Annotated in this window: 23 protein-coding genes, 1 tRNA gene and 1 pseudogene; 13 read left to right on the top strand and 12 right to left on the bottom strand. The window is 56.3% G+C overall.

Going from position 1 to position 25743, the window contains the following annotated elements; translation table 11 throughout:
* Nucleotides 1-201 precede the first annotated feature (201 nt).
* The 5 genes from OPC11_RS16750 to OPC11_RS16730 all read left to right on the top strand — a co-directional run bounded on the left by OPC11_RS16750 (nucleotide 202) and on the right by OPC11_RS16730 (nucleotide 6449).
* Nucleotides 202-816, top strand: coding sequence for a class I SAM-dependent methyltransferase (locus tag OPC11_RS16750; RefSeq protein WP_264782675.1), 615 nt, complete (start codon nucleotides 202-204; stop codon nucleotides 814-816).
* A gap of 592 nt (nucleotides 817-1408) precedes the next feature.
* Complete coding sequence (locus OPC11_RS16745) at nucleotides 1409-1813, top strand: DUF1801 domain-containing protein (protein WP_007981373.1); 405 nt, start codon at nucleotides 1409-1411, stop codon at nucleotides 1811-1813.
* Nucleotides 1814-2838: 1025 nt separating this feature from the next.
* The gene (locus tag OPC11_RS16740; RefSeq protein ID WP_007981377.1) at nucleotides 2839-3483 is read left to right on the top strand and encodes a helix-turn-helix domain-containing protein; all 645 of its coding nucleotides are present in this window, start codon (nucleotides 2839-2841) and stop codon (nucleotides 3481-3483) included.
* 139 nt (nucleotides 3484-3622) lie between these two features.
* On the top strand, nucleotides 3623-4597 hold the full coding sequence (locus OPC11_RS16735) for an aldo/keto reductase (protein WP_264782674.1): 975 nt from the start codon (nucleotides 3623-3625) through the stop codon (nucleotides 4595-4597).
* A gap of 1228 nt (nucleotides 4598-5825) precedes the next feature.
* A complete protein-coding gene (locus OPC11_RS16730; RefSeq protein WP_264782673.1) occupies nucleotides 5826-6449 on the top strand; it encodes a dihydrofolate reductase family protein in 624 nt (207 codons plus the stop codon).
* 148 nt (nucleotides 6450-6597) lie between these two features.
* Here OPC11_RS16730 and OPC11_RS16725 read toward each other — a convergent pair whose 3' ends face one another.
* Nucleotides 6598-6798, bottom strand: coding sequence for a hypothetical protein (locus OPC11_RS16725; RefSeq protein WP_264782737.1), 201 nt, complete (start codon nucleotides 6796-6798; stop codon nucleotides 6598-6600).
* A gap of 346 nt (nucleotides 6799-7144) precedes the next feature.
* On the opposite strand from OPC11_RS16725, the gene OPC11_RS16720 reads away from it, so the two are divergent.
* Nucleotides 7145-8728: an alkaline phosphatase D family protein gene (locus OPC11_RS16720; protein ID WP_264782672.1), complete on the top strand. Its 1584-nt coding sequence runs from the start codon at nucleotides 7145-7147 to the stop codon at nucleotides 8726-8728.
* A gap of 137 nt (nucleotides 8729-8865) precedes the next feature.
* Here OPC11_RS16720 and OPC11_RS16715 read toward each other — a convergent pair whose 3' ends face one another.
* Nucleotides 8866-9099 (bottom strand): hypothetical protein, encoded by a 234-nt coding sequence (locus OPC11_RS16715; protein ID WP_007981401.1) that lies wholly within the window; start codon nucleotides 9097-9099, stop codon nucleotides 8866-8868.
* Between the two features lie 848 nt (nucleotides 9100-9947).
* Between OPC11_RS16715 and OPC11_RS16710 the strand changes: the two genes are divergently transcribed.
* Nucleotides 9948-10184, top strand: a complete 237-nt coding sequence (locus OPC11_RS16710) for a hypothetical protein (protein WP_264782671.1) — start codon at nucleotides 9948-9950, stop codon at nucleotides 10182-10184.
* Between the two features lie 140 nt (nucleotides 10185-10324).
* Here the strand turns inward: OPC11_RS16710 and OPC11_RS16705 are convergent, their stop codons facing one another.
* A complete protein-coding gene (locus OPC11_RS16705; protein WP_264782670.1) occupies nucleotides 10325-10702 on the bottom strand; it encodes a hypothetical protein in 378 nt (125 codons plus the stop codon).
* Between the two features lie 844 nt (nucleotides 10703-11546).
* A tRNA-Thr gene (locus tag OPC11_RS16700) sits at nucleotides 11547-11620 on the bottom strand.
* A 151-nt stretch (nucleotides 11621-11771) separates the two neighbouring features.
* On the opposite strand from OPC11_RS16700, the gene OPC11_RS16695 reads away from it, so the two are divergent.
* Nucleotides 11772-12587 (top strand): hypothetical protein, encoded by an 816-nt coding sequence (locus tag OPC11_RS16695; RefSeq protein ID WP_264782669.1) that lies wholly within the window; start codon nucleotides 11772-11774, stop codon nucleotides 12585-12587.
* Nucleotides 12588-13394: 807 nt separating this feature from the next.
* On the opposite strand, the gene OPC11_RS16690 is transcribed toward OPC11_RS16695, so the two are convergent.
* From OPC11_RS16690 to OPC11_RS16655, 8 genes are all read right to left on the bottom strand, one after another.
* A complete protein-coding gene (locus OPC11_RS16690; protein WP_264782668.1) occupies nucleotides 13395-13610 on the bottom strand; it encodes a hypothetical protein in 216 nt (71 codons plus the stop codon).
* Between the two features lies 1 nt (nucleotide 13611).
* On the bottom strand, nucleotides 13612-14073 hold the full coding sequence (locus OPC11_RS16685) for a universal stress protein (RefSeq protein ID WP_264782667.1): 462 nt from the start codon (nucleotides 14071-14073) through the stop codon (nucleotides 13612-13614).
* The gene (locus OPC11_RS16680) at nucleotides 14074-15717 is read right to left on the bottom strand and encodes a VC_2705 family sodium/solute symporter (protein ID WP_264782666.1); all 1644 of its coding nucleotides are present in this window, start codon (nucleotides 15715-15717) and stop codon (nucleotides 14074-14076) included.
* Complete coding sequence (locus OPC11_RS16675) at nucleotides 15714-16142, bottom strand: DUF4212 domain-containing protein (RefSeq protein WP_264782665.1); 429 nt, start codon at nucleotides 16140-16142, stop codon at nucleotides 15714-15716. Before OPC11_RS16675 ends, OPC11_RS16680 begins: the two co-directional genes overlap by 4 nt.
* A gap of 55 nt (nucleotides 16143-16197) precedes the next feature.
* Entirely contained in the window at nucleotides 16198-18195 is a 1998-nt protein-coding gene (gene acs / locus OPC11_RS16670) for an acetate--CoA ligase (protein WP_264782664.1), read from the bottom strand.
* 167 nt (nucleotides 18196-18362) lie between these two features.
* On the bottom strand, nucleotides 18363-20195 hold the full coding sequence (locus OPC11_RS16665) for a bacterio-opsin activator domain-containing protein (protein ID WP_264782663.1): 1833 nt from the start codon (nucleotides 20193-20195) through the stop codon (nucleotides 18363-18365).
* Between the two features lie 144 nt (nucleotides 20196-20339).
* The gene (gene acs, locus OPC11_RS16660; RefSeq protein ID WP_264782662.1) at nucleotides 20340-22259 is read right to left on the bottom strand and encodes an acetate--CoA ligase; all 1920 of its coding nucleotides are present in this window, start codon (nucleotides 22257-22259) and stop codon (nucleotides 20340-20342) included.
* Nucleotides 22260-22297: 38 nt separating this feature from the next.
* Nucleotides 22298-22951 (bottom strand): ribonuclease HI family protein, encoded by a 654-nt coding sequence (locus tag OPC11_RS16655; protein WP_264782661.1) that lies wholly within the window; start codon nucleotides 22949-22951, stop codon nucleotides 22298-22300.
* Nucleotides 22952-23244: 293 nt separating this feature from the next.
* On the opposite strand from OPC11_RS16655, the gene OPC11_RS16650 reads away from it, so the two are divergent.
* The 5 genes and pseudogenes from OPC11_RS16650 to OPC11_RS16630 form a co-directional block, all read left to right on the top strand.
* Complete coding sequence (locus tag OPC11_RS16650) at nucleotides 23245-23469, top strand: SWIM zinc finger family protein (RefSeq protein WP_264782660.1); 225 nt, start codon at nucleotides 23245-23247, stop codon at nucleotides 23467-23469.
* A gap of 481 nt (nucleotides 23470-23950) precedes the next feature.
* Nucleotides 23951-24130: a hypothetical protein gene (locus OPC11_RS16645; protein ID WP_264782659.1), complete on the top strand. Its 180-nt coding sequence runs from the start codon at nucleotides 23951-23953 to the stop codon at nucleotides 24128-24130.
* A gap of 63 nt (nucleotides 24131-24193) precedes the next feature.
* Nucleotides 24194-24709 carry a SprT-like domain-containing protein gene (locus OPC11_RS16640; protein WP_264782736.1) on the top strand — a complete coding sequence of 172 codons (516 nt, stop codon included), beginning with the start codon at nucleotides 24194-24196 and terminating at the stop codon, nucleotides 24707-24709.
* The gene (locus OPC11_RS16635; protein WP_264782658.1) at nucleotides 24594-25121 is read left to right on the top strand and encodes an ArsR family transcriptional regulator; all 528 of its coding nucleotides are present in this window, start codon (nucleotides 24594-24596) and stop codon (nucleotides 25119-25121) included. The genes OPC11_RS16640 and OPC11_RS16635 overlap by 116 nt, the downstream gene beginning before the upstream one ends.
* Nucleotides 25122-25262: 141 nt before the next feature.
* Nucleotides 25263-25637: pseudogene (locus OPC11_RS16630) on the top strand (transposase); the annotation flags it as partial.
* Nucleotides 25638-25743: the final 106 nt, after the last annotated feature.

Below are 25743 nucleotides of genomic sequence, written 5' to 3'. Positions count from 1 at the left end.
GAGTCGTCGACGATTAGTGTACGAGTACGGAAATATCGTCGTCACTGTCGATCCGTTTGAAGAGATGCTGCGACGTTCCTTCGGAACAGTGTGCTGAGTAGTGAAGGGAATCTATGAAGTCCGTATTGGGACGTGGGGCGGAGTCAACAAGAACAGATCAAGAGAGGTATTGACAAAGGTGAGGGACGGTATGGTTACTGTATGACAACATGGGACGAGCGGTTTCGTACCGGCGAATATCCATCTGAGCCGGAACCTTCGCCAGTATTGCGCGAGTACGCTGACGAGACGTCCGACGGACGGGCACTCGATGTCGCCTGTGGTACGGGACGCAACGCGGTATTCCTCGCCGACCGGGGCTACGAGGTGGATGCGCTCGACCAGTCGATCGAAGGGCTCCGTATCACCAGAGCAAATGCGCGGGAGCAGGATGTCGCTGACAAGATCAATCTGATACAGACGGATGCGACTCAGTTCGACTATCCGGAGGAGTATTACGACGTAGTGACGGTCAGTTTCTTCCGGACGCTCGACCGACTGAGTGACATCAAGGCGGCGCTGAAACCGAACGCGTTGTTGTTCTACCAGCATCACCTCCGTTCGGAGCCACCGGCAGAGGTAGGCCCGAGTACGGACCGGTACCGGTTTTGCTCGAACGAACTGCTCCACGCCTGTCTCGACTTGACTGTCTTGTACTACGAGGAATCGAGCGAGCAGTGGGAAGGAAAACACTCAGCGACCGTCGAACTCGTCGCTCGCAATAGCCACGGCGGAACCCAATCCTATCCAGAGACACAGTGGCCGCCCGTGCGATAAGTGCCAGCTCGGTCAGGGACGATGGACCGTATGGCCGATATGCCTCTGTCTCCAGCACTGCTTCACAACCTCGGAGGATGAAAATGATGTGTGTCTTCCCTTCAGTGAATTGATGTCTGACGAATCTCCTGGCGACAGAGTGTTTCTACATTAACGATCGATTAGACTGGTTTAGTTTCAACTTCAACGTCTCGCGCTATTCGGACGCCTTGGCGACGACCTCGCTAACGATTCTGTTTTCAGCCCGTCGAAGCAGTTTACTCAATGACGAACTCTGTGAGGGTGGAGAACGACCGTCGTCGACAATAAAGCCACCTCAAGTGTTCGGCAGCATTCGTATGCTCGTGTGTCTCCTGAGTAGACGGAAGTAGTATGAAACATCGAACTACTTCAACGATATCGGTGATCGATGCGAGCGAGCGTACCCCGCGCGAGACGCTCCGAAAATCGAACGATACATCGCTTCGCATCCGGGGGCTTACCCGGTCGGCGACGAGGCGCGAGTCACTGAGCAAGTTACGGTTTGGGACACGACTCGGATATTCAGCATCCCGATTCAGCAAAGACGCCACAAGGCTGGAGGAGAGCAATCATGGCAGGTGAAGCCTCGGAGAACGAAGAATCCCCCTCCGAACTGATCGACGCAAGAATCGAGGAGTTGTCCGACTGGCGAGGGGAGACGCTTTCCCGATTGCGTGGTCTCATCAAGGAAGCTGACCCCGATGTGGTCGAAGAAGTGAAATGGAGAAAGCCGACGAACCCACATGGGGTCCCGGTGTGGTCCCACAACGGGAACATCTGTACTGGCGAGACGTACAAAGAGAAGGTGAAACTAACCTTCGCCAAGGGTGCTTCCCTCGACGATCCGGCAGGGCTTTTCAACGCCAGCCTTGACGCCAAAGTCAGTCGCGCTATCGACATCCATGAAGGGGATAAAATCGAGGAAGAGGCGTTCAAGTCCCTCGTTCGCTCAGCGGTGGCCCTGAATAAGTCTTAGAAAACGCGGCTTGGGCGCGTGCTTTCACACCTCGATCCTTAGTGCGCTTTGGAGCATGGCAAACTAGTCAGTTATCTTCCGACCATTTCGAGTGCCGCGCCATTGTCTACGAGGCGTGTATCCTGCCGGGCGACACCGGGATTGGTAGACCAATCAGGGCATGCGTCTGCTGCGGTACAATCGCTTCTTCAGTCCCCCTGCCAATGGTTCATTCCTGGCGATCCTCGTAAGGATTTCAAGTGCCATCATCGACTCGCGCGTCTCAATCCCGCTCGGACAATGGTGAATCCCAGAATTAGGGCTATCATGCCGATGACGGTCCACCGCGTTGATTCTCCAGTGATTGGCTCACAGTCAGCGACACACAAGATGGGGCCGATCTCGACGAGTCCGAGGCCTTGAATCAGCCATAACACTCCGAGAAGCCCTACGACGGCGCCAAAAGTCGCTAATGCGATCGCCTTCACGTTCATGTTTCAGCGCACCTCTTGAGAACTATCATCATCTGAGGATACTACCAGGGACGAAGAGGCAGAGTCTCTTATTTCGACCCGGTAATCAGTCTCGGTATCGCTTACAGGCGTGGTGGTTTCGCGCACGAATGGCCGAACAGAGTTCATGCCGAAACGTAGCGTTTCGATTTCGTCCAGTGTGAAACCACCAGCACCCTGGTGTAGTGTCGCCCCCTGAAGATCGCGTGTGAGATACCGTCGATGTTTGGCAAGGTCAATGCGCTCGGTGAGCGCGGCAGCGACTGGCTGACTGGGAGTTAGTGGTTTCGTCTCGGTCCGGTTTGTGGTGTCGTTTCCAGCTTGTATGTCTGACATGAGGTGATGTTATGGACGCTCCACATCGGCATGCGAATAGCGCCGTACAGCTATGGTGGGTTTAAATACATTTGACGCATACTCCTCTACCTATGCACCACTATCAACAACAGACACAGCACAATCGACTCGTTACTCGACTGATTGTCCCACTATAGAGACTCTCAGAGAAACAAACACAAATATTGGTTCGATTGTATGAAATACATCACAGTCGTCATTTCTAAAGTTGATGATGAAAACTGCTCTAAGGGAGAGGACGCTACCGATTCAGTGGTAGAAGGTGAAGCAATTCACTACATTACTCTCTTGGATGACGGAACTGGTGTAGCACTCTACCAACTCCGTGGTGACCTCGAAGAGAGTGCAAAAGCACTGGAGGAAGACCCGGAGGTGCTATCAATAGAGCGGTCCGAGGCAGCGGACGGGCTTGTCTATCTCCATTTTCAGGCGGATGCGCTTATGACTGAACTCCTCGGTCTATTTCGACGGCACGAGGTCGTTGTGGACTGGCCGATGGAATACACTGCTCAGGGTGCGCTTCGAATTACCTGGATTGGAGACGATGAGAAAATCCGAGAGGTTATCAGAGAAATACCTGAAGGGGTTCAGATTAACCTCGAAGGGATCGGCGAGTATCATTCAGATATGCGCCAACTCGCGTCGCTGCTGACGGAGCGCCAGCGAGAACTGTTGAAACTAGCGATTGACCTGGGATACTACGATGTACCGCGCCAGGTAGGTCTCAGAGAAATCGCCGACGAAATAGACCTCAGTGTTGCGACAGTGGGCGAACATCTTCAGAAGATCGAGGCTCGAATCCTCTCTCAAGCGGTGCTGTGAACTGCTCTCTCTACACTACAACTGTCTTCGCCATTGGCATCGGATGTCATCCGTGCGTCGAGTGAACCTCTGCTACCAGAATTGTTCGGCACCGCACTCATGCACTACCACAGCCTTTGAGCAACTCGAGAATATGAAAATGAAACAACTCGGGAAGACTGGTGAATCGATAAGTGAACTTTGTCTAGGGGCAATGTATTTTGGGAGCCGTCTCGACCGAGAAACATCATTTGAACTGCTAGATCGATACTACGACGCTGGAGGGCGAGTCATCGATACTGCTAACGTGTACGCTACCTGGGTCGAGGGACACGAAGAACCCGAGAGTGAATCATTACTCGGGGAGTGGATCACAGAGCGAGGGATTCGTGATGAGGTGACAATCGCTACAAAGGTCGGGGCTGAATACGGGAACGTTCCACGAAGTCTTGAGCCCAAAGTAATCCAGGAGGAAGTCGACCGAAGTCGCGAACGGCTCGGAATCGAGACGATCGACCTGTTGTACGTCCACGTCGACGATCCAGAGACGCCACAGGTCGACGTGATGCGTACGTTAGCCGAGCAGGTCGATGTTGGGAACGTCCGTTATATTGGCGCGAGTAACATGCCAGCCTGGCGAATCGCACGTGCGAATTGCATCGCTGAAGAGCGTAACTGGCCCCGGTTCGAGTTCGTCCAGCCTCGGTTTTCCTACTTGATTCCCGAGCGCAATCCGAGCTTCGATGCGGCCGTCCAATTGCCGATGACGGATGAATTGGTAGACTACTGTGTCACAGCCGACCTGACTGTACTGCCGTATTCGCCGACACTGGGCGGTTGCTATGGTCGCGATGATCGTTCGATTCCCGATACCTATGTTCGATCGGAAAATCGACTTAAGATGTCTCTTGTCGAGGAACTTGCTGATCGACATGACGTAAGCGGCAACACAATCGTGCTCGCCTGGATGCTTGAACGTGACCACCCAACGGTTCCCATTGTCGGTTGTAGTACCCTCAAGCAGCTAGAAATGAATCTTGCCGCCTCTGATGTAATCTTCACCGACGAGGAATGTCGTCGATTGAATGGGATCGAAAACCACGGATTCGACAAGTGGGCACAACGAAGCGCTTGATTCAATCTCCGATAAAAACCATATATGCAATGCTGCTAAAAGCTCACATCTTCGACCGTCGAATTGACCATAGTCGAGCCGGTATTGTGAAAACGGTAAGCTCGGCGTCGTGCTCGATACGAATGTCGCCAAGCATTCGATTCAGTGTCTCCTGACCGGTTCAGATGAGGAAGTGCCAGAACTCCCTCCTGCCCTCCATACAGGCATAGTCATCGAGAACGAATCCCCACGAGCGGAACGCTGATTCGATACACCAGGAACGTCATAATAGCGCCGACAATTCGGGTCCTGTTCATGTTATTCGACGTTCCCGGAACCGTTTGATCCACGGGTCGATAAGGAGGTACCCGCCTGTGAGGATAAGGCCAAGGAGGGGGAAGAGAGGGAGGTAGACTACGGGAGATACCTCACCGCCTGTAGTAGAGAACGAAAAGTAGCCAGCAGGGGGGATGGAGAGTAAGAACAGGATTGCGATGACGCGGTGGGCACGGCGCAGGAAGGTGTGGGGTGCCATGGGTGATTATCCCTCCACCAGATCAGTGAGCACTTCAAGGGCGGCTTTACCTCCGGAAGCATCGATACCGCCAAATTCGGGGGGTCCCCTGAATAGCGCGGTACGGCCGAAGCACTCAGCAAGCATGGCGACGATCGACTGGCCGGGAGTCGGTCGTTTCGTCTCCGCCCGGTTCACTGCGCCTCTTTCAGTTTTCCCGCTTGACATGCGTTAATCATATGGACGCTCCACTTCCACATGCAGATTGTGCCGGACATTTATGGTGTTTATATGGGTGCGCTGTAATCTTCTATTTTGATGTGCCACTGTCCGCGACAGGAAGGCAACAGGGAGACCGCCGACCACATTAACTCTGGTGTAGCCACACTGGCTGACCACCTACAGTAAATCAAGGCACGGATTCTCTCTCGAGCGATGCATTGATTTGGAATCTGGAGTATTGACACAGCTACCTCCATTACCGCCGGGGGAATATAACTCGGAATGTGAAGTAGCCACTGCTACCAGAACTGTTCGGCAGCACGTTCAACTTTCATTACGACGTTGGAGGGCCATGGAACGGAGGCTAATCGTATCCGAGTTCCTGTCCTCAGACGGAGGGATACAATCACCCGTATTGCCAGATGAAGCTGTCGATGGTTGGATTGAACCTACCGACCTAGCAGCTTGGCGCGAAGATTCTAATGACGAAAGCCAATTTCCAGAAACTACCCCATGAGTAATGTAATCGTAGGCATCGGTATGTCAGTAGATGGGTTTATCGCCGGTCCGAACAGTAGCCCCCAGAACGCTTTGGGGGATAATGGACAGCAGATTCACCAGTGGATGTACGAGCTCGAAAGCTGGCGTGAACGACAGGATCGCACGGGAGGCGAGAAGAACAAAGACGATGAAGTGGTCCGGGAAGCATTCGACCGCGTCGGTGCCTACATAATGGGCCGTCGAATGTTTGACGAGGGTGAAGTAAGCTGGCCGAATCCGCCACCATTCCAAGCGCCAGTCTTCGTCCTCACTCATCAAAGGAGAGATCCATGGGTCCGTGAAGGGGGAACTACCTTCACATTCGTTACTGATGGTATTGATAGCGCGCTTGAACAGGCGACGGAAGCTGCCGGAAAACAGGATGTCAGAATCGCAGGCGGTGCAGCTGTCGTCCAGCAATTCCTCGAAGCCGGGCTGATCGACGAACTCCAGATTCACATCGCACCCGTGTTACTCGGCGACGGAATCCGATTGTTCGACAATATGAACCTCGAGCTGAATAAACTGAAAATCAAACGAGTGATCAGCTCACCCACTGTGACACATCTCAGCTACTATCTTCAGAGTGAAGACTAACAAGGAGGTAAGCATATCGTGAAGACTCAATACTACACAGCAACGAGCGTCGACGGGTATATCGCCGACAAGGAGAACTCGCTCGACTGGCTCTTCCAATTCGGAGATATCGAGGAGAACGAGGACCTGAAGGATGACTATCCGCAATTCATAAGCCAGATCGGTGCCGCGGCCACCAAAGAGGTTGACGCCCCCGATGACCGCCCCGGCGAACGCCTGAAAGACGAGTCCGTCGCCGATGAGCGCTGTCCGCGTCCGCTCGAAGTCCGTCGACCGTCTCCCGTACTTCGTCCTCCGAACGCCCGTTGATGGTGACGTTCGCGCCTGCCTCGGCGACGTCGGCCGCGATTCCGCGGCCGATTCCCTTCGTCGACCGCGTTACGATGGCCGATTCGCCGGTGAAATCGTAGTTCGCTTTCCCCACCATAGTCCGACTTCGCGAAATGACGACTTAACGTTCGGGCTCCGACGACCGCTTCGGACCACGATTTTTTACACGCCCCGAAAATCTCCTCCAGTCATAACCGGCGAATCGCCGTACTTCTGGACGGTGAACTACCGAAAACAGATCGTAGAACTGGATTCAAAAAACGACGGCGCGAAGCAAACGCTCATACAGCTTCGGTGGGTAACATAGGTGTATTGTTCACACTTATAAAGAACTATATTATAATCTCACATTATGTCAAATAACGATGCTGGACAACGTAACTAGAAGAGATGCAATGCGGACGACCGCTGCTGCAGCCTTCGGCGGAGCGATGATAACCGAATCAACGATAGCCGAACAGCCGAGAGACACGCGTGAAGACCTCAATTCTACGGACGTAATCGAAGCACCATCCGGTGCACAAATCGGGGACGTTGTCGAGGATAGAGCCCTCATCTGGAGCCGGGCGAGTGAGCCAGCACGGATGTTCCTTCATCTCTCGACCGAGCAGGACTTCTCCGAGAAACGGACGATCCGTGGGCCGACGGCGTTGGCAGACAGTAACTATACTGCAACGATGGACATCGAGGGACTCCCTCGAGGCGAAGAAATTTATTACCGAGTGACGTTCGAAAGTCTTCGAAATCCAGGGACTCGAAACGATCCAGTAGGAGGGTCGTTTCGAACGCCTCCGACCGACCGAACCGATATCCGCTTCGTTTGGGGTGGAGATGTTGCCGGACAGGGGTGGGGAATCGACCCCGATTTCGGAGGTATGAGGACGTTCGAATCGATGCGTGAAACGGACCCGGACTTTTTCATCCACTCTGGTGACGCGATATACGCTGACGGGCCGCTCGAAGAACGTGTCGAACTTGATGATGGAAGCGTTTGGCAGAACGTCGTTACCGAAGCGACGTCCGACGTTGCCGACACCCTTGCGGAGTTCCGTGGAAACTATCGATACAATCTCCGAGATGACCACTATCGAGCATTCGTCTCCGAAGTGCCGATGATTCCACAGTGGGACGACCACGAAATCCTCAACAATTGGTATCCAAACGAGAAGCTACCGGCAGACGACCCGCACGACGTTAAAAGCGTGAATTTACTCGCTGCACGTGGTCAGCGGGCGTTTCTCGACTATATGCCCATTCGCCCTCGAGATGATGTGGATGATGCGATTTATCAAAATTTCCCATATGGGCCTTCGTTAGAGGTATTTCGGCTCGATATGCGAAGCTATCGAGGCCCGAATACAGAAAACACGCAAACGGAATCGGGTCCGAAAACGGACTTCCTCGGCGATACGCAAATGAGCTGGCTCAAAGACGCGCTCTCGGAATCCGAGGCAACGTGGAAAATCATCGCGGCGGACATGCCGATCGGACTCGTGGTCACTGACGGTGATAAGTATGAAGCCGTCGCAAACGCAGACAGTGGGATACCGAAGGGAAGGGAGATCGAAATCAAGGAATTACTCTCATTCATGCAATCGGAAAATATCCGGAATGTGGTCTGGGTAACGGCGGACGTTCACTACACCGCTGCCCACCATTATCACCCAAAGCGAGCGTCGTTCTCCGAGTTCGATCCATTCTGGGAGTTCGTCTCCGGACCGCTTCACGCCGGGACGTTCGGACCGAACGAACTCGATGACACTTTCGGACCGACGGTCGTCTTCGAGAAGAGTCCGCCAGAGGGTGAAGCGAACCTCCCACCAAGTGACGGATTTCAATTCTTCGGACAGGTCGACGTCGATGGTCAGTCGGACGTCTTGACGGTAACTCTCAAAGATATGAACAACGATTCACTGTATACGAAGGAGCTTACTCCCGTCAACTGCTGATCAACGGCGCCAGCAGGACCACCGATGATGCAGGTAATCAACGATATCCCAACGATTTCTGTGACGTTCTTGGAGAAGTCATTACGGCGATTCAGTCCTGGTGGAAAGATTCGGTTGAGATCGCCGACTACCCCTCACTATTCAGCTTCGTAATCAGTGAGTCGAAGCTTCCCCTCGACCTCATAGAGATGTCCCTTCATGTAGAGCCGTTCAACGATGTCCTCAGCAGCAGGACGCTCAAGATCTTCTTCGTTCTTCAGAATCGTATACGCTTGCTCGTACGTAAATCCTCTCTCATCCGGGAGTGCGGTCGCGAGCGCATTGAGTGCTTCTTGAGGAGGTACCTTGACGTCTAATTCGATCACAGTCATGAATCAGATTATTATTTGATCGAACGTGACCGTCACCATTCCCACAGTAGTACGAACAAAAGTCCCAGGAAACCGAACATAACGATATACATCGTTGCGAAGACAATACCACGGGAAAACGCCCAGTAGCTCCAAAATCCAACGACAGCGAATGAAAGGAGAGTAAAATTCTTATATTGTCTGCTTGGAAAGTAGCCATTATACCGCTGTTGCTCATATAGCGACATTGTACTATGGTTTACGTCTATCCCCTATTTCCCACCTTTCACAAATGATGGTCAGTAACAATAAAACCCCTCATGTGAAAAGTACGAACGTAGTTTTTGGGGGGCACTCAACGAGGATATTCGAACTCCACAGCTCTCTACCAAAATCCCCTCCAGAAGATACGCGAGGTCACTCTGCGGGCAGCTACTACCATTGATTTTGTTACGACTGGTGTATTGGTTGCGCTGGCAGGATGTGGCACACTCTCAAAGGACATTCTTGTCATATATGTGAAACTCCCCACACTTTGCCGAAGTTCAACCACTCCTCGAATTGATGTACACTCATTCGAACGAACTCTCCGATGAGTGGCTCTAAGCCCTATGTGGCGATCTATTTTGTCTTGTCGAAATTCCTATTGATATCAAATAAGACGACTCTTTGGCTCGGGCGATGCGGCCGAGTCTCTATGAAATCGAGACGCCAGCACACAAATCCGATACGCTTGCCAGACTCTCTTAGTTCTGCTTAGTGCAACATGAGGCAGTAGGCCCGAACTCATCGAAGTCACCAATGAGAGCCACGAGAACCCGGCAGACCACCAATATACAGTCTCCATCGACGACGTAACCGAGGAACTGATGGCCTGTACCTGTCCGCACCACGTCCACCGCAACGCCTTTTGCAAACACATGGCCGCCGTCGAAACCGCGACGGACGACGGGACGCTTGAGGCCTTCCCCCCCGAGGACGACGAGCGTATCAGTGGTCCGTACACCGGCTACGACAAGTACGGCAATGTCGATCATACATACTGGACGTGTACGAACTGTGGCGCGGAAGCCACCCGGAAGGGCGCACTCACCGACTGCTGCTAACCCACTCCTCTTTTTCAGTTCTGTCACGCCAAACAACGTTGTCCGATGGTGCCAAGCGAACACTGACCGAGTGTTTCCCTGATTTGCCGATCGAACCCATTGAGTAAGAAACCTCTGTAATCTCGAAAAAACCGCCTACTTCAGAACTGATCCCGCTCACGAGCAAATCGCACTCGATCGTTGATTGATGAGCCAAGTGTCAGCTCAATCCGATCCTCAGTTAAGATTCGTCCTCCCTCGACAGCGACACCCCACGTATCGAACCGGAGGTATCCCTGGATTTCATCGGCGTGCGTATAGAGGTCGATGTACTGAATTCGATGCTCTGGAAACTCACTTGCTGTGTGCGCTTGATCCATGTCAGAATAGACTGTCTCCACATCAGCAAAGAAAGCCTCTAGACGCTCGGCATCTTTCTGCGTTGCCTCAACAACGGCGTTGGCGACTGTCTGTATCTGGTCGGATGAGAGTCCTCTTGTTTCGCGAAGGGCGTTTTGTGTCCGTTGATCAAAGTGCATACGACTCTCGTATGGATTCACGAGTGAAAAGCCATCTCCTCCATTGTTGTCTGCACTATAAGGATGGGCCTTGATGTTGATCTCTTGAGTTTCTTCAGTATCTCTGACCAGCGACCGCTCACGGAAAGTGCGGATGCACGACTAACAGATACGACGTAATTCCGACGACAAAGACAGTACTACTTGATGTCATCCAGTACTGATAGTGCGTGACTGGGGTCATCCACTACGCGTTGCAAATCTTGGGAGACCAACGCCAACAACAAGCAGTACGAAAAACGAGATCATGAAGGCCGTATCTTGAGCGATGCCGTTTGATTCCAGTAAGATGTTGGCAGCGTACGCTGCGGGGAGGGCTACGATGACAAAGGCGATTGTTATCCAATTTTCACGGCTTACCATCGATATTTTCGGATAAACATTCTCTCCTGAAATAATTTGTGCGTAGTAACGATTACGCCGCTGAACTGTTTCTTGCCGATTCTACTCAAAGCAATTGCGGAGTAATAAGGTTGCAACAAAACTTCCTGGTAGTACTACGAATTCGGCGACGCAGATCACGGCACAACGTTAACCCGATGGACGGATACGTTCGACACCTCACGGTACTGTAAAGGGTTCACTTCGCCGAACTGGTGGGTGATTTGCGAGGAGAGCAATAGACAATCTCCACGATAGAGAATTAGACACGAGGAAGATTATTGCGAAGTATTGCTTCTTGCTCGAGTCATTTCTACCGCGTTTGCATCAGAATTCAGATGGAGTTTGGTTAGTAGTCAATACTAACTTCAGACACCCACGGTGAAACTTCTCACCTACTATAGGCAACCAGAACTCGTTGAAAAGCCTCGGGAGAGATTTGAACTCTCGACCGACTCCTTACAAAGGAGTTGCTCTGCCAGCCTGAGCTACCAAGGCACTCCGAAATCAAAACGCACCCAACAAAGGCCTTCTCCTTTCCTTGTCTCTCGCCATCGTAATTGGTTCCATGTCTCCTATCGACCGGTATATCACGTAACTAGTTCCCACACAAGAACTTTAATCAAATACAAATGACTATCAAAAAGAAATGTTCCAGCGTCCGGTACAGCGTACTCTCTTTGATCTTGCATTCGGGGTTTATACTGCCATTCTTGCCCTAATAGTCGTAGCACTCCTTACAAGCACTCACTATCTTTCGCGTATCTCACTCGCCACAGCCTGTATCGGCTTCTTGATTGGCGTTGCACTTGCAACCGCTCGTGATGATCTTACTGAATTGCTCGTTCGCACTCGTCTCTATCTTGCGGTCTCACTCGGACCACTGTTGTTTCTCCTGATCACCGATATTGGCACTACTTCCGGAATCATCCCGGATGCAAATCTGCTCCAAGATTTGACCGATGAAGCTCTGGTCCTCGCAATCGTGGGGGTCATCCTCTATGGTACAACGATGAATTGCTATGCTGTAATCCTCCAGCAAAATGAAGACGTGCTCGCAGAGTGGTTCGGACGAGCCGATACACGGTATCTCCGTTTCGTTCGAATACTCTCGTTTGTGAGTGGTCTTGTCTTCCTTGCGAGTGGACTCATGCTCCCTATTTCAATAGAACCCGCTCAGGGATTGTTCGCCTCGATTGGCGGCGTTCTCCTTGCTAATGCAGTAATCGTCGGAAAAACCAAGCACTTTACACTGGTTGAGAGCGGCCTCCTCGTAAAGCGGAGTGGCACACTCGCTACCCGATTTATTCCACGCCAGCAGCTACGCTCGGTCGAATACAATGAGGATGTCCTCACGCTTCATCGAGGGTTCCCATGGCCAGTGCCATTTCGATGCCGACTCGGACCGATTCCAGATTCTGAATCAGTGACCTACTCACTTCAGAAGTATGTAGACGGAGAGTAGAACCAAAATCTCTACCGAGAAAGGACACGGCGAATCGGGGTCTGAACGAGATACAATGCGATTGTCGCACCAATGATATTGATATTGATATTGTGTTCGAGGGGTTACTCTCCCATTGGAATCCACCAGATAACCACCCGTGGACTCAGTTTCCCCGTTCCAAATCACCCTGCTCATGCAACTCCTCGAGCCGTTGATGCACTGGTCGCCGTTCCATTTCGACCATATCCGCAACCCACCGTGCGGTCACTGCTGGGAACTCGGATTCGCGAATCACCCAAAGGATATCGTCATCACTCGCTTTCTCTCTACTGACCGCGATTGACGTGCATACCGATCGATTCCAATCACTTCGTCCTAGTGTCCAATGAATGACATTCTTCTACAGAGGGAGAGGTAGTACCCACCGACCGCGACCCGTTTCAAGCGATCGATCAAACAACTCGGCCTCAACGCTGGCGTAATCGTACGTCATTTCGCTTGAAGTATCCGGACTGAATGTGACCACGTATCTATACACGAAGTACCAGCTCCTCATTCAGCACTGACTGCAAGAACTTCACGACAGGACAGAGATTCGATACAGGTAGCCAGTCAGACAGAAGGACGTTTCTTCGGCGTGTACCCTGACCGTTGCAGCCAGTGAACTGTCTACGCAGACGGTGACCGACTGCGAGCGACTGTGCCATCGACGAACAGCTGGCGTGTCTGGAGCGCTACGAAGACGCATTTGGCGAAGCGTAGCCGTCAGAACGGACGTGTCAGATGAAGATTAAATCGTTCACTCCCTGGAAAACCGAGACTGGGTCACTGGGCGTCTCGCGCACTCTCCAGCGACGCGAAGAATCCGAAGTACGCGACGACGCCTGCGAACAGCGACACGTGGTACGCCCACGTCGGTGCCGAAAGCACATCGAACAACGCCGAGACGACGGCAACCCAGATTACTGCGAACGCGAGATCAACGACCATCCCGGACCGATGCTCGCGGACATGGTCTAGAACGGTGCCGGTGAGCGACACGTTACTCGGCCTCCCGTTCGTCCACGACCAATACCGACCGATGGGTAGACCGGAGCACGCGCTCGGTGACGCTTCCGAGTAGCATTCGCTCGATGCCGCTACGGCCGTGACTTCCCATCACGATGAGGTCGACGTCGTGGTCGCTCGCGACGTTCGCGATAACTCGGTGGGGTTGGCCGCCACGGAAGTGTTCCGCAACGTCGATACCGCGTTCGCGGCCTCGCTCGGCAACGTATCGGGTCGCGTCGCGGGCGCGTGCTTCGAGGTCGTCCATCTCGCCGAATCGACCGGCACGAATGCGGTCGACTTGCTCGGTGCCGAGGGTCACGTTCACGGCATCTGTATCCACGACGTACAGCGTCTCGACCGCGGCGTCGAATTTCTCCGCGATGGCGAGTGCTTCGTCGACCGCTCGTTCTGCCGTGTCGCTGCCGTCCGTGGGAATGAGGATGCGTTCGTACATTCAGTCGTCCCCCGAAACCGGACCGTTGGAGGCCAAAACCACGTCTTCGGCACTCTGTTGTTGCCCCATCGGTTCGGGGCTGTGACACTGCCGAACGATGCGTTTGATGCGTTCTGGTGGCTCGTCGGTTACCAGTGAGACCGCGATGGTGACGGCGAACACAATGGGCGTTCCAGCGAGCGCAGCACCGACCGCCGGGAAGACGTCGGCGTAGAGGGGCACGACTGGGCCCGCGTCGGTGGCGAAGATGAGTTCGTTGAACACCGCGGCAGTCCAGATGAGGAGTCCGGTCGTCATTCCGGCGAGCGCGCCCTGTCGATTGGCGTTCTCCCACCAGAGGCCGAGGAAGAACATCGGGAACAATACGAGTCCGGCGAGCGAGAACGCGAGTGCGACCAGTTCACCGACTAGTGCCGGTGGGTTGAGCGCCGTGACGGTCACGATAGCACCGAGGGCGATAATGGTGAGACGGCCAATGATGAGTTGTTGGCGCTGTGTCGCGTCGGGGTTGATGATGTTCGTGTAGATGTCGTGGGCGGCCGCCGACGAGGCGGCGATGAACAGGCCTGCGGTCGTCGCGATGGCGGCGGCGATACCGCCTGCGGCGACGAGACCGACGAACCACGTCGGGAGGTTCGCGAGTTGCGACGCGAGGACGACGATGACGTCGCCTTCCGCGCCGCTCATGCCGCTGGCGCCGTAGACAGGGCCGACCGACTTGGCGTAGAGGTCGGTGCCGAACGCCGCGAACGCGGGGGCGCTCAGATAGAGCAGGCAGATGAAGAACAGCCCCCAGACGGTGGACCAGCGGGCCGTTCGCTCGCTCTCGACGGTGTAGAAGCGGACCAGCACGTGGGGTAGTCCACAGGTACCGACGATGAGCGAGAACGCGGTCGCAATCCAGAGGTAGTAACTACCGCTGCTGAACGGTTCCGTGAACTCAGAGTTGAGCGAATTCAGCATCGCGCCGTACTCGATTTGCGGCAGGAACGTCGAGTAGCCCTGCGTGTAGCCAACGACGTAGAGGCCCGCGAGGAACGCGACGATGAGAATAACGTACTGGACGGCCATGTTCTTCGTCGCGCCGAGCATCCCCGACAGCGCGAGGTAGCCGACGGTGATACCCATCATCAAGACGACCATCGTGGTGTAGTCGCCACCGAAGACGTAGATGCCGACGAGTCCCATGCCGCGGGCTTGGCCGACCGAGTAGACGAAGCCGATGAGAATCGTCGTCAGCGCGCCGATGGCGCGCGCGGTGTCGGAGTTGAATCGGTCGCCGACGAAGTCCGGCGCGGTGTACTTGCCGAACCGGCGCATCTGGGCGGCCATGAAGATGAGCAACACGAAGTAGCCCGTCGACCAGCCGATGACGAACGCGAGTCCGTAGTAGCCCGACAGCGCGATGAGCGCGGCCATCCCGAGGTATGACGCTGCGGACATCCAGTTGGCGCCGATAGCCATACCGTTCTCGACGTTCCCGATGGAGCGACCGGCAACCCAGAGGTCGTCGGTATCGGTCACGCGGAAGGCGTATCCGATTCCGAGGAACAACAGCAACATCCCCGTGACCATGATGGCGGGGATGATTTTGAACGAGGCGTTCAGTGCGTCCGGGAGCAGGGTGAACGGCGTCAGCATCATTGTTCGGTCCCTCCGTCGGAGGCGACTGCCTCGGCGTCGCTCGCAGTTTGGGTCGTCGAGTGTTCGATACCATACTTCTCGTCCAGTTGGTCACGCTTGCGCGCGTAGACGAACGAGAGGATGAGTGCACCGAGCGGGGACCCCGTCGCGGTCAGGAAGTAGTGTAACGGAAAGCCGAATACGGTGATGCTCGTCATGAGGTCTGGCGCGAGATACGTTGCCGTCACAGGGGCGAAGACAACGAGCACCCACGCTGCGAACATCGTCCACACGATCTTCAGGTGGTCCCGCATGAACGGGGTCGATGGCTTGAAGATGTTGACGCGGGCGTCGAGGTAGTCGGTGGTTCCTCGGTCGGTAGCGATACCGCCGTCTGTCTCTATTTCGGCACGTTGCTCGTCATGTCGTGAGGTCTCGTCTGTCATGGTGTGGTCTCGTCTATCATCGTCGTGTTCCGAACGTCGTTTTCGTTCGAATCGTTTAGTCATCCGATACTGACGCCGCGATGTCCTCGACGACGTCGGGATTCCGCAGGGTCGAGGTGTCGCCCAGTTCATCGTTGTTGGCGATGTCCTCCAAGAGGCGGCGCATAATCTTCCCAGAACGAGTTTTGGGGAGTTCGGGCGTGAACACAATCGATTCGGGGCGCGCGATCGGCCCGATGGCGTCTTCGATGCCGCCAACGATGCGCAACCGGAGTCCGTCGCCTCCTTCGTATCCCTCTTCGGTGATGACGTAGGCGTAGACGGCTTCGCCTTTCACCTCGTGGTCGCCGCCGACGACGGCGGCCTCCGCGACGCCCTCGACGCCGACGATCGCCGACTCGATTTCCATCGTCCCGAGGCGGTGCCCGGAGACGTTGATAACGTCGTCCACGCGACCTAATACCGTGATGTAGCCGTCGTCGTCTATCTTCGCGCCGTCTTCTGGGAAGTACACCCAGTCTTCCATGTCGTCGCTATCGGTGTCGGAGTACTCGCGCCAGTATTCGTCGATGTAGCGCTCGTCGTTCTTGTATAAGGTTCGCAGCATCCCCGGCCACGGCTTTTGCACCGTGAGGTAGCCCGCACGCCCTGCGTCGACCTGCGTACCGTCGGTGTCTACGATTTGTGCATCTACACCGGGGAGCGACGGCCCGGCGCTTCCGGGTTTCATCGTGCCGACGCCGGGAAGCGTCGTGACCATCATGCCGCCGGTTTCAGTCTGCCACCAAGTATCTACAATCGGACAAGATTCGCCGCCGATATGTTTGTAGTACCACTTCCATGCCCGCGGGTTGATCGGCTCACCGACCGTCCCCAGCAGTCGGAGCGAGGAAAGGTCGTGTCGGTCGGGATACTCACTCCCCCACTTCATGAACGCTCGAATCGCTGTGGGAGCGGTATACAACTGGTTCGCCTCGTACTCCTCGACGATTTCCCAGAGGCGGTCGCGCTCGGGATAATCTGGCGTGCCCTCGTACATCATCGTCGTGGTGCCGAGTGCGAGCGGCCCGTAGACGATGTAGGAGTGACCCGTAATCCAGCCGATGTCTGCCGAACAGAAGTACGTGTCTTCTGGTTCGATATCTAGCACTGCTTGACTGGTCCACGCCGCCCACGACAGATACCCACCGGTCGTGTGCTTGACACCCTTCGGCTGCCCGGTGGTGCCCGACGTATACATCAGGAACAGCATGTCCTCGGCGTCCCGCTCAACTGGTTCGACCGTCTCGCCCGCTTGTTCGGCGACGAGGTCGGCGTACGTGCGTTGATCGTCTGCGAGGTCGTGGCCGAAGCCGTCACCGTCGCGGAGGCGCTCTACGACCACAGCATCGGATACGAAGTGCTCGACGCCCGCGAGGCCGTCGTTGGTTTTCTCGAGGTGGTCGAGCGGGTCGCCGCGACGGTAGTAGCCGTCGCAGGTCACGAGGTACTCCGAGTCAGCCGCGTTCATCCGAGTCGCCAGTGCGTCTGCCGAGAATCCGGCGAACACCACGCTATGGGGTGCGCCGATTCTGGCGCAGGCGAGCATCGCTATCGGGAGTTCCGGAATCATCGGCATGTACATCGTCACGATATCGTCCTCGCCGACGCCCATCTCCCGAAGCGCAGCCGCGAACTCGTTGACCTCCCGATGCAGGTCCTCGTAGGTGTACGTGCGGTTTCCTTCCTCGAGTGGTTCGCCGACCCACTCGATGGCGGCCTCGTCGCCGCGCTCATCGAGGTGGCGGTCCAAGCAGTTCGCCGAGGCGTTCAGCTTTCCGTCGGTGAACCATTCATAAAATGGCGGATTCGACGCATCTAAGACCTCGTCGTAGCTCTCCTCCCAGTCGAGCAGGTCCGCCGCTTGCTCCCAGCACTCTGGCCAGTTCTCTTCGAACTCCTCGTAGATCGACTTCTCGGAGACGTTCGCCTGTTCGACGAACTCCTCTGGCGGGTCGAACGCTTCTTGTTCTTCGAGTCTCGCTTCCAACTGTACGCCGTCTTCGTCGCTCATGTGCCAAGTTCACAACCCGCACCTTATTATATAAGTGATGGAGCTAACTATACCAATCCGCTCGAATCTTGCGCTGAGAGCCCTGTACCGAAAGTTTCCACCAACAACTACCAGATCTAGCCGGAGTATGTTCGTCCGACAGAACCTGCAAGGCTAGACACTTAGTGTCACTCAGTCTCATCCAACGCGGGATCGGTCTCCTCGAAGACGCTGTCGAGGAGTTTCTGTTGTGCCTTCCGGAGGTGGTTATGCAGCGTTGGCGAGGAGACACCCATCGAATTCGCGAGTTCTTCTGCCGTACTCCCACGCGGCCACTCGAAGTATCCCGCGAGATACGCAGCCCTCAACACCGTTCGCTGGCGCTCCGTCAAGCGGTCCTGCACCGACTGCTGGACACGGACACCACGCTGCGTCGGTACCTCGACCTCGCGCTTCGAACGCAAGTCCGTCTCCGGAAACACATCCTCAACTGCTTCGACCACGCTTCGAACGTCGGCGTGTTGTGAGAAGACCCCCGACACGTCGAGCACGCCGGACTGCGCCGAAAGTTCACGGACGTTCCCACCGCGCTCAACCAAAATCGTCGCGAGCGATTCGCCAGAGACGGTGAACTCGAAGAGCGCATCCTCACCGTAGTCGCGGATGAGCCGTGCATCTTCGACGGCTTCCGCGTCGGTCACACGATCGAGCACCTCGCTGACGGCAGCCCCACTGGCAGTCACGAAATACAGCAGCGAGTGCTCTTCGATGGGGACCACACCGTCGAGCGAGAATTGACAATCGAGTTCGGCAGACGCGGCGACGAGAAAGACGCTACTGTCCGTACTCCGCAACGAGAGCGCGACACCCGTATCTGTCAAGAGCAATCGCTTGCGCTCGATAGACGTCAATGTCAGTCCGATGCGCCGACCGGCGTCCGCGAGGAGCGTCCGGTCTGCCGACCGAAACGAGTCACCGGCCACACAAACAACACCGTGAACGGTCTCACTCGATTCCAGCGGCGCAACGGCGAACGAACACCCAGAGAGCACGCCACCGATATCCGCAGCGACCGACGATGCATCCACGACCGTAACGGCACCTGATTCCGCTCCGTCGAGTGCGTCCGTCGCGTCGAGAATCGCACCCGGAACGTCGCTCTCGTCATCGTTGTCGGTAGCACTGTCGGTGTCACGTTTGCTGTTGCCGTTTTCGGCGTGGTCGTCGGTAGTTCGCGGCGGCGTGACACTCGCCCGTGTAGCGCCTCGTTCGTCACAGAGCCAGACGCCACGGTACAGGTCCGCGAGCTGGTCACAGGCGGCGGCGCGTACGTCCTCATCGGTAGACGCTTCTGTGAGTGCTCGGCCGAGTGCTTCCATGCACGCGAGGCGGTCAGTGCGTCGCGATTCCGGTGCCGGAATCCGGGAGTCAGGACGACCGGGACGGCCGCGCCTGTGACCGCTCCGAGTCGGTGGTTGAGTGGTGAAGGCGTCGATAATCGTCGCCGTCGTCGGCGTGGGATAGTACTGTGTGAGGCTGTCGAGACGCTTCCAACCGCCGACGGACTGTACGACACGTGGATCTACGTGCTCCTCAACGAGGTGACGCCACGCGAAATGCTTGCGTAAGTCGCGGCAAGTCACGTCGCAGGGACCATCGACTCGATCGGCGACGTCGCTGACGATCATCTGGACGCGACGCTGTGAGACGGCGATGAACGGGTCTCCTGTGTCGATATCGTTCGCAGCGCGGTACTTTTGGAGGTCGTGGGCGATTGCTCGCGGCACGTATGCCTCGCGAGTCTCGTCGTCGCCTTCGGGCACGGTGAGGAAGAAAAATCGGTCGCCGTCGTGGTCGTGGTCGCAGAGGTCGGCCGGCCGAATCCGCGTCAGTTCGGAGGGCCGGAGACCGACGCGTCCGGCGAGCGCCACGATGAGGTCCTCGCGGTAGGTTTCGGTGGCGCGACGGAGACGTTCGTACTCGGTTGTCGTCAGAAACTCGTCGTCTCCATCGCGCGCCATTCTGTTTCAGGTTTTCTGAGACACATGAATAAATATTAGGAATCCATGGCGGCATTCTGTGTGGTCATCCGCTAACCGTATCGAACAGTGTGTGAACGACGGAGAGAATTATTTCGTGTTTATCCGAAAGCCCGAAATGGAGTGCTACTGGTCGAGGAGCGATTCGAGTTCGCCGACGATTTCCGGATTGCGGAGCGCACTCGTATCGCCGAGGTCCTCGCCGTTCGCGATTGCTTCGAGATACCGCCGCACAACCTTCCCCGACCGCGTCTTCGGAAGCGACGGCGCGAACGTGACCGTATGCGGGACCGCGATAGCGCCAATCGCCGACTCGACCGCTCTCTCGATTCGGTCTCCGAGTGCGTCGTCGCCTGCGACGTTCGACTCCGGACTGACGAATGCGTGGACTGCCATCCCTTTCACGGTGTCCGACCGACCGACGACGGCCGCCTCGGCCACACCTTCGACGCCGACGATCGCCGACTCGATTTCCGTACTGCTCAATCGGTGACCGGAGACGTTGAACACGTCGTCGGCCCGCCCGCGCAGATGGAGGTAGCCATCCCCGTCACGAACCGCTTTGTCGCCAGTCTCGTATCGCCAGTCGCCATCCGCGGTTCGCGTTCGGCGACCGCCCCAGTCGGTCTGCTCGCAGAGCGATTTCGCCATGCCCGGCCACGGCTGCGTCAGGACGAGTTCTCCGGCCGACCCCGAATCGACCGTCTTACCGAGTCCGTCCACGACTGCGGCCTCGACACCGGGGAGACTCCGACCGACCGCACCAGGCTGCATCGAATCGACACCGGGGAGCGTCGAGAGGACAACCCCGCCGGTCTCGGTCTGCCACCACGTGTCCACAACCGGGCACTCGCCACCGCCAACGTGTTCACGATACCACTGCCACGTCGTCTCGTCGATTGGTTCGCCGACACTGCCGAGCAGACGGAGCGACGAGAGGTCGTGTCTATCGGGGTACTCGCTGCCCCACTTCATGAACGCCCGTATCGAGGTCGGTGCCGTGTAGAAGACATTGACATCGTTGCGGTCGATGACCTCCCAAAGGCGGTCTTTCTCCGGATGGTCCGGCGTCCCCTCGTACAGGACGGTCGTCGCGCCAATCGAAAGCGGGCCGTAGACCGTGTAGGAGTGGCCCGTAATCCACCCCACGTCAGCGGAACACCAGTGAACGTCATCCGGCGTGAGGTCGAACACGGCGTGACTCGTCCACGCCACGTGCGCGAGATACCCGCCGGTCGTATGCCGCACCAGCGTCGGTTCGCCGGTCGTGCCGGACGTATAGATAAGAAAGAGGAGGTCGTCTACGTCGCGCTCGACAGGGGCGATTTCGGTCCCCGCGTGGTCGGCCACGAGATCGTCGAAGGCGTGGTGGTCGCCAGCCGGGATATCGTCGTGAAGACGGTTGACGATGACTCGCTCGACCGACTGTTCGACAGAGAGACAGGCGTTGTCGGCCATGTGCTTCAAGTCCAGTGCGGTGCCGCGGCGATAGTAGCCGTCGCAGGTGACGAGATATTCCGAGTCCGCACCGCTCATGCGTGTAGCGAGTGCGTCCGCGGAGAACCCCGCGAACACAACACTGTGCGGTGCACCGATGCGCGCACATGCCAGCATCGCTATCGGGAGTTCCGGCACCATGGGTAGATAGATAGTGACGACGTCGTCTTCGCCGACACCCAGGTCACGCAGGGCGGCCGCGAACGCGTTCACTTCTGCGTAGAGTTCCCGGTAGGTGTAGGTGCGAGTCTCTTCGAGTTTGCCTTCCCAGATAATCGCGGTCTCGTCGCCGCGATCGGCCGCTACGTGGCGGTCCACGCAGTTGGACGCCGCGTTGAGTCGCCCACCGGGAAACCAGCATGTCGTCCCGTCGTCATCCATCACGTCGTCGTATGGACGGTCCCACTCTAACAGGTCGGCGGCGGCCTCCCAGCACGCTGGCCAGCCAGCCTCGCGGAACGCGTCTGTGTCGCGCTCGGTGATGTTCGCCTCGGCGACGAACCCCGTTGGCGGGTCCTCCCATTCGTCTTTGCGCCTCCCGTTCGCCATTCGCTTTGAGGTTCATCTAGACAGACAAAAATCTTCGTCTACCCAGGTCCGAAGGCCGCGATATCGGCTCCCACTGTCGCCAGTGCGTCGGCGGGGTTCGGGTCGCTGTCGGCCAGATGTGTGTACTGATGTTCCGGGATGTTCGACAGTGCCACCGTAATGGCCTCGCTGTACGTCTCGACGCCCGGTTCCGTCGGGTCATCGCCGCCCCAGACATCTCGGATGAGCGTCATCGAATCGATGCGCACTTGCAGCCTGCGTGGCTCGTAGCGAACCAACAGTTCGGAGAGCCCGAGCTGGAGGGCGACATACTCGGCGGTGTTGTTCCCCGTCTGGGAGCCGACAGGTCGACCGAGACGGGCGAGCTCCTCCCCGGCAGCGTCCATGATGACAGCGCCGGCACCTGCGGGGCCGGGGTTGCCGCGTGAACTGCCGTCAACGTAGAGGACGAGTGTGTCGCTCGTCGGCTCGGGGACGGGTGGCCGGGTGAGACCCGACGTCAGCAGGCTTTCGAGCGCCTGACGCAACTCGGCCGGGGTGGTCGCGGGGTCGAAGAGACCGCCGTAACCGGGGACAGCGTCGTCGATGGCGTCGGTGGCAGCCGCCACCTCGTAGCCGACGCCCGCGAGTACCTCGTCGACGAGCGTGGCGAGTGGCGAGAGGTGTTCGGCCGGGAGGCGGTCGTCGGTCACGCCACTCTCCCCTTCGAGCTTCGGTTCCGGTCCCTCACACCCTCGCTCTCTGATGATCTCGTTGGCTGATCACACCACTGCATATAGGTCTTCGGTGGTCAAGCGGGATAATCTCTTCAGGTGGCACCGGTATTCCGCAAACGAACTCAGCTCTCGAAGTTGACGAGACGGCACAGAAACGCGCACAGGCCGAACAATGTGCCTTCGACGTCGATGCCCCCGGACTCATCGACGTCACCACCGAGAGCCACGAGAACCCCGCAGACCATCAGTACACCGTCTCCATCGACGACGTGACCGAAGACGCGATGGCCTGCACGTGTCCGCATCACGTCCACCGCAATGCCTTCTGCAAACACATGGCCGCCATCGAAAACGCAATCGACGACGGGACGCTCGACGCATTCCCATCGGAGGACGACGACGAGACCGAACCAGACAACTGCGACTGTGAGGGCCTCAACGGGTTCCCCTGCTGGCCGTGCGTGAGAACAGGACGAAAAGAACTGCCGAACTAACCACCACTACAGCTCTTTTTACCCTGGTATGGTAGGCAGCGCTCTCGATGTTACTCTACCTATGCCCTATATGAATCAACATGAGTTTCTCCGTGCTAACTCAGTCGAATATAGGCGACGGATCTGTTTGCCGGTCAGAGTCACAGATGAGAATGTGTCCATCCTGTCGAACGAACACGTTCCAGCGACCAAGAGAGTAACTAAGGAGTCCTGATTGGGCTCCGTCAGAGTGGTCCAACAGTTGGTCAACAGCATCTAGGTCAATCTGCTCAAGCAGCGGATCAAGTTCTAATGGATTGGCGTCTTCGACTTCAGCGAGTCCTTCAATAATTGCTGCAGACGGGGGTATTTCCCCTTCTGGCTTTGCCCACGTTTTGTATGCCGGGGTACAGGAACACTGAAGAGACAGTTGTTGGGGCGCCATCAAATCAAAACTAGCAAACTGGATGACTTGTATCCACCGCTTCAGTCTTTTTTATTCATGGCACGCCAATTGACATTCACTGATATTACTGACCAGCGAACGCTGACGGAAAGCGCGGATACAACGACCGACGATACCCCCGAGACACCGACAGCTCTGCTCGACCGAGCAAAACAGCACGCAACGAACGCCGCCGCCGAGCATTTCCCTGACCTGCCGGTCGAAACGATCGACTAGGAGGTCTCACACCGAGCGCAACGACAGGCGGGTGTCACCAAGTACGACCCTGCAACAGAGGCGATCACGATTGTGCTGACCTGGACGGCCTCCGAACACCACGGGTGGGAGCAATTCAGTTCCACCGTCCGCCACGAACTCATTCACGCCTGGCAGTACCATGAGTTCGGCGACGCGAATCACGGCTCGACGTTCGCACAGTGGACAGACGTCCTCAATACTCCCAGCACTGCGAACGCTTCACCACGCCAAAGTGGTGGCTCGTGTGCGAGGATTGCGGCGGTCGAATTCCGCGCTATTGACGCTCGAAGACGGTACGTAACCCTGAACAGTACAGTGGTGGTGCAATTCGCGTCGAGGAGGGCGACGGCCAGTAACATCGCGAGAATCGATAACCCACATTCACTACTCAATATTTTAAGCGTAAGCAATATATATGCTGTAGTAGCACAAAGAATAGGATATGACCTCAGACGATACCCCACCTACGCCGCCAAGTCTCGCCGAGGAATGGAAAGAGACGTGGGAAAACGAATCGACACGAGATCGGGTGTACACCACTGCCCTGCAGCTATATGAGCCAACACGAGTTGCTGCGATTGCCGAGAGAGCAAATGTCTCGAAGGAAACCGCTCGAGACTATCTGCAGTGGTTCACGGAAATCGGAATGCTAGTACAGACCAACGAGACGCCGGATGAATTCGTCCGCGACGAGGATTACTTCCGATGGCGGCGGATTCATCGGTTAGGCGGACTCCCCATGGAGGAACTCGAGCGGCGATTGAAAACGGAGATCGAAAAAGAGCGGCGCTACCGCGAAAAATACGATGCCGAGAGCCCCGACCACGTGGATGCACTTGATCATGCAGACTATGCTGATGTCGAGGATGTCTGGTCGGAGCTGCAAGAGTGGAAAACCGTTCGACGGCGAATCGAAGAACTCGAACAGGCACGGCAGAACCACGACAACACCACGCAAGCGTCCGCCTAATCGATGAGCGACGATACCGAGAAAATACTCGATGAGACACTGTTACGTCACATTGCTCGTCGATTGGGTACGCTCTCACTCGTTGAATCTGTCTCTGTTGAAATCCTCAGGCAGTTACAGGTACCTCCGGTAGTGTGAGCGAATGCAATCATTGATCTCCACGTAACGACGACCAGAAAACATGACTCGAAGATCGCGCCGTCGCTCATCAAGCGGAACACCGGTGACGTAGCGATTCTCCTCGGCGACAGGGGATACGACGACCAAAAGATTCGGGCGTTAGCTCGTGAAGAGAATCTTCGTCCGCTTATCAAACATCGGGAGTTCTCGGCACTTCACAAGGCGTGGAATGCTCGGCTGGACACCGACCTCTACGGCCAACGGAGTCAGAACGAGACGGTGAACTCTCGGCTCAAACGGAAATATGGCGCATTCGTGCGCTCACGACACTGGTGGAAGCAGTTCCGTGAACTCGTTGTCGGCTGTCTCACTCACAACATCGATAAGACACTTTGAACAGTGAGTAACGATGAACGATGAAGAGAACCACGTTGTGACATCCCTGGTTCTCGTCAGAAGCGCCGTGCCAGAGACAGAGCGTGTAGTCAGTAGAGAACGTACG

The organism is Haladaptatus sp. T7 (genome assembly GCF_026008575.1).
Classification (GTDB): Archaea; Halobacteriota; Halobacteria; order Halobacteriales; family Haladaptataceae; genus Haladaptatus; species Haladaptatus paucihalophilus.
The sequence above is the reverse complement of the archived record's forward strand: the minus strand, read 5'-3'. Positions and strand labels throughout refer to the sequence as shown.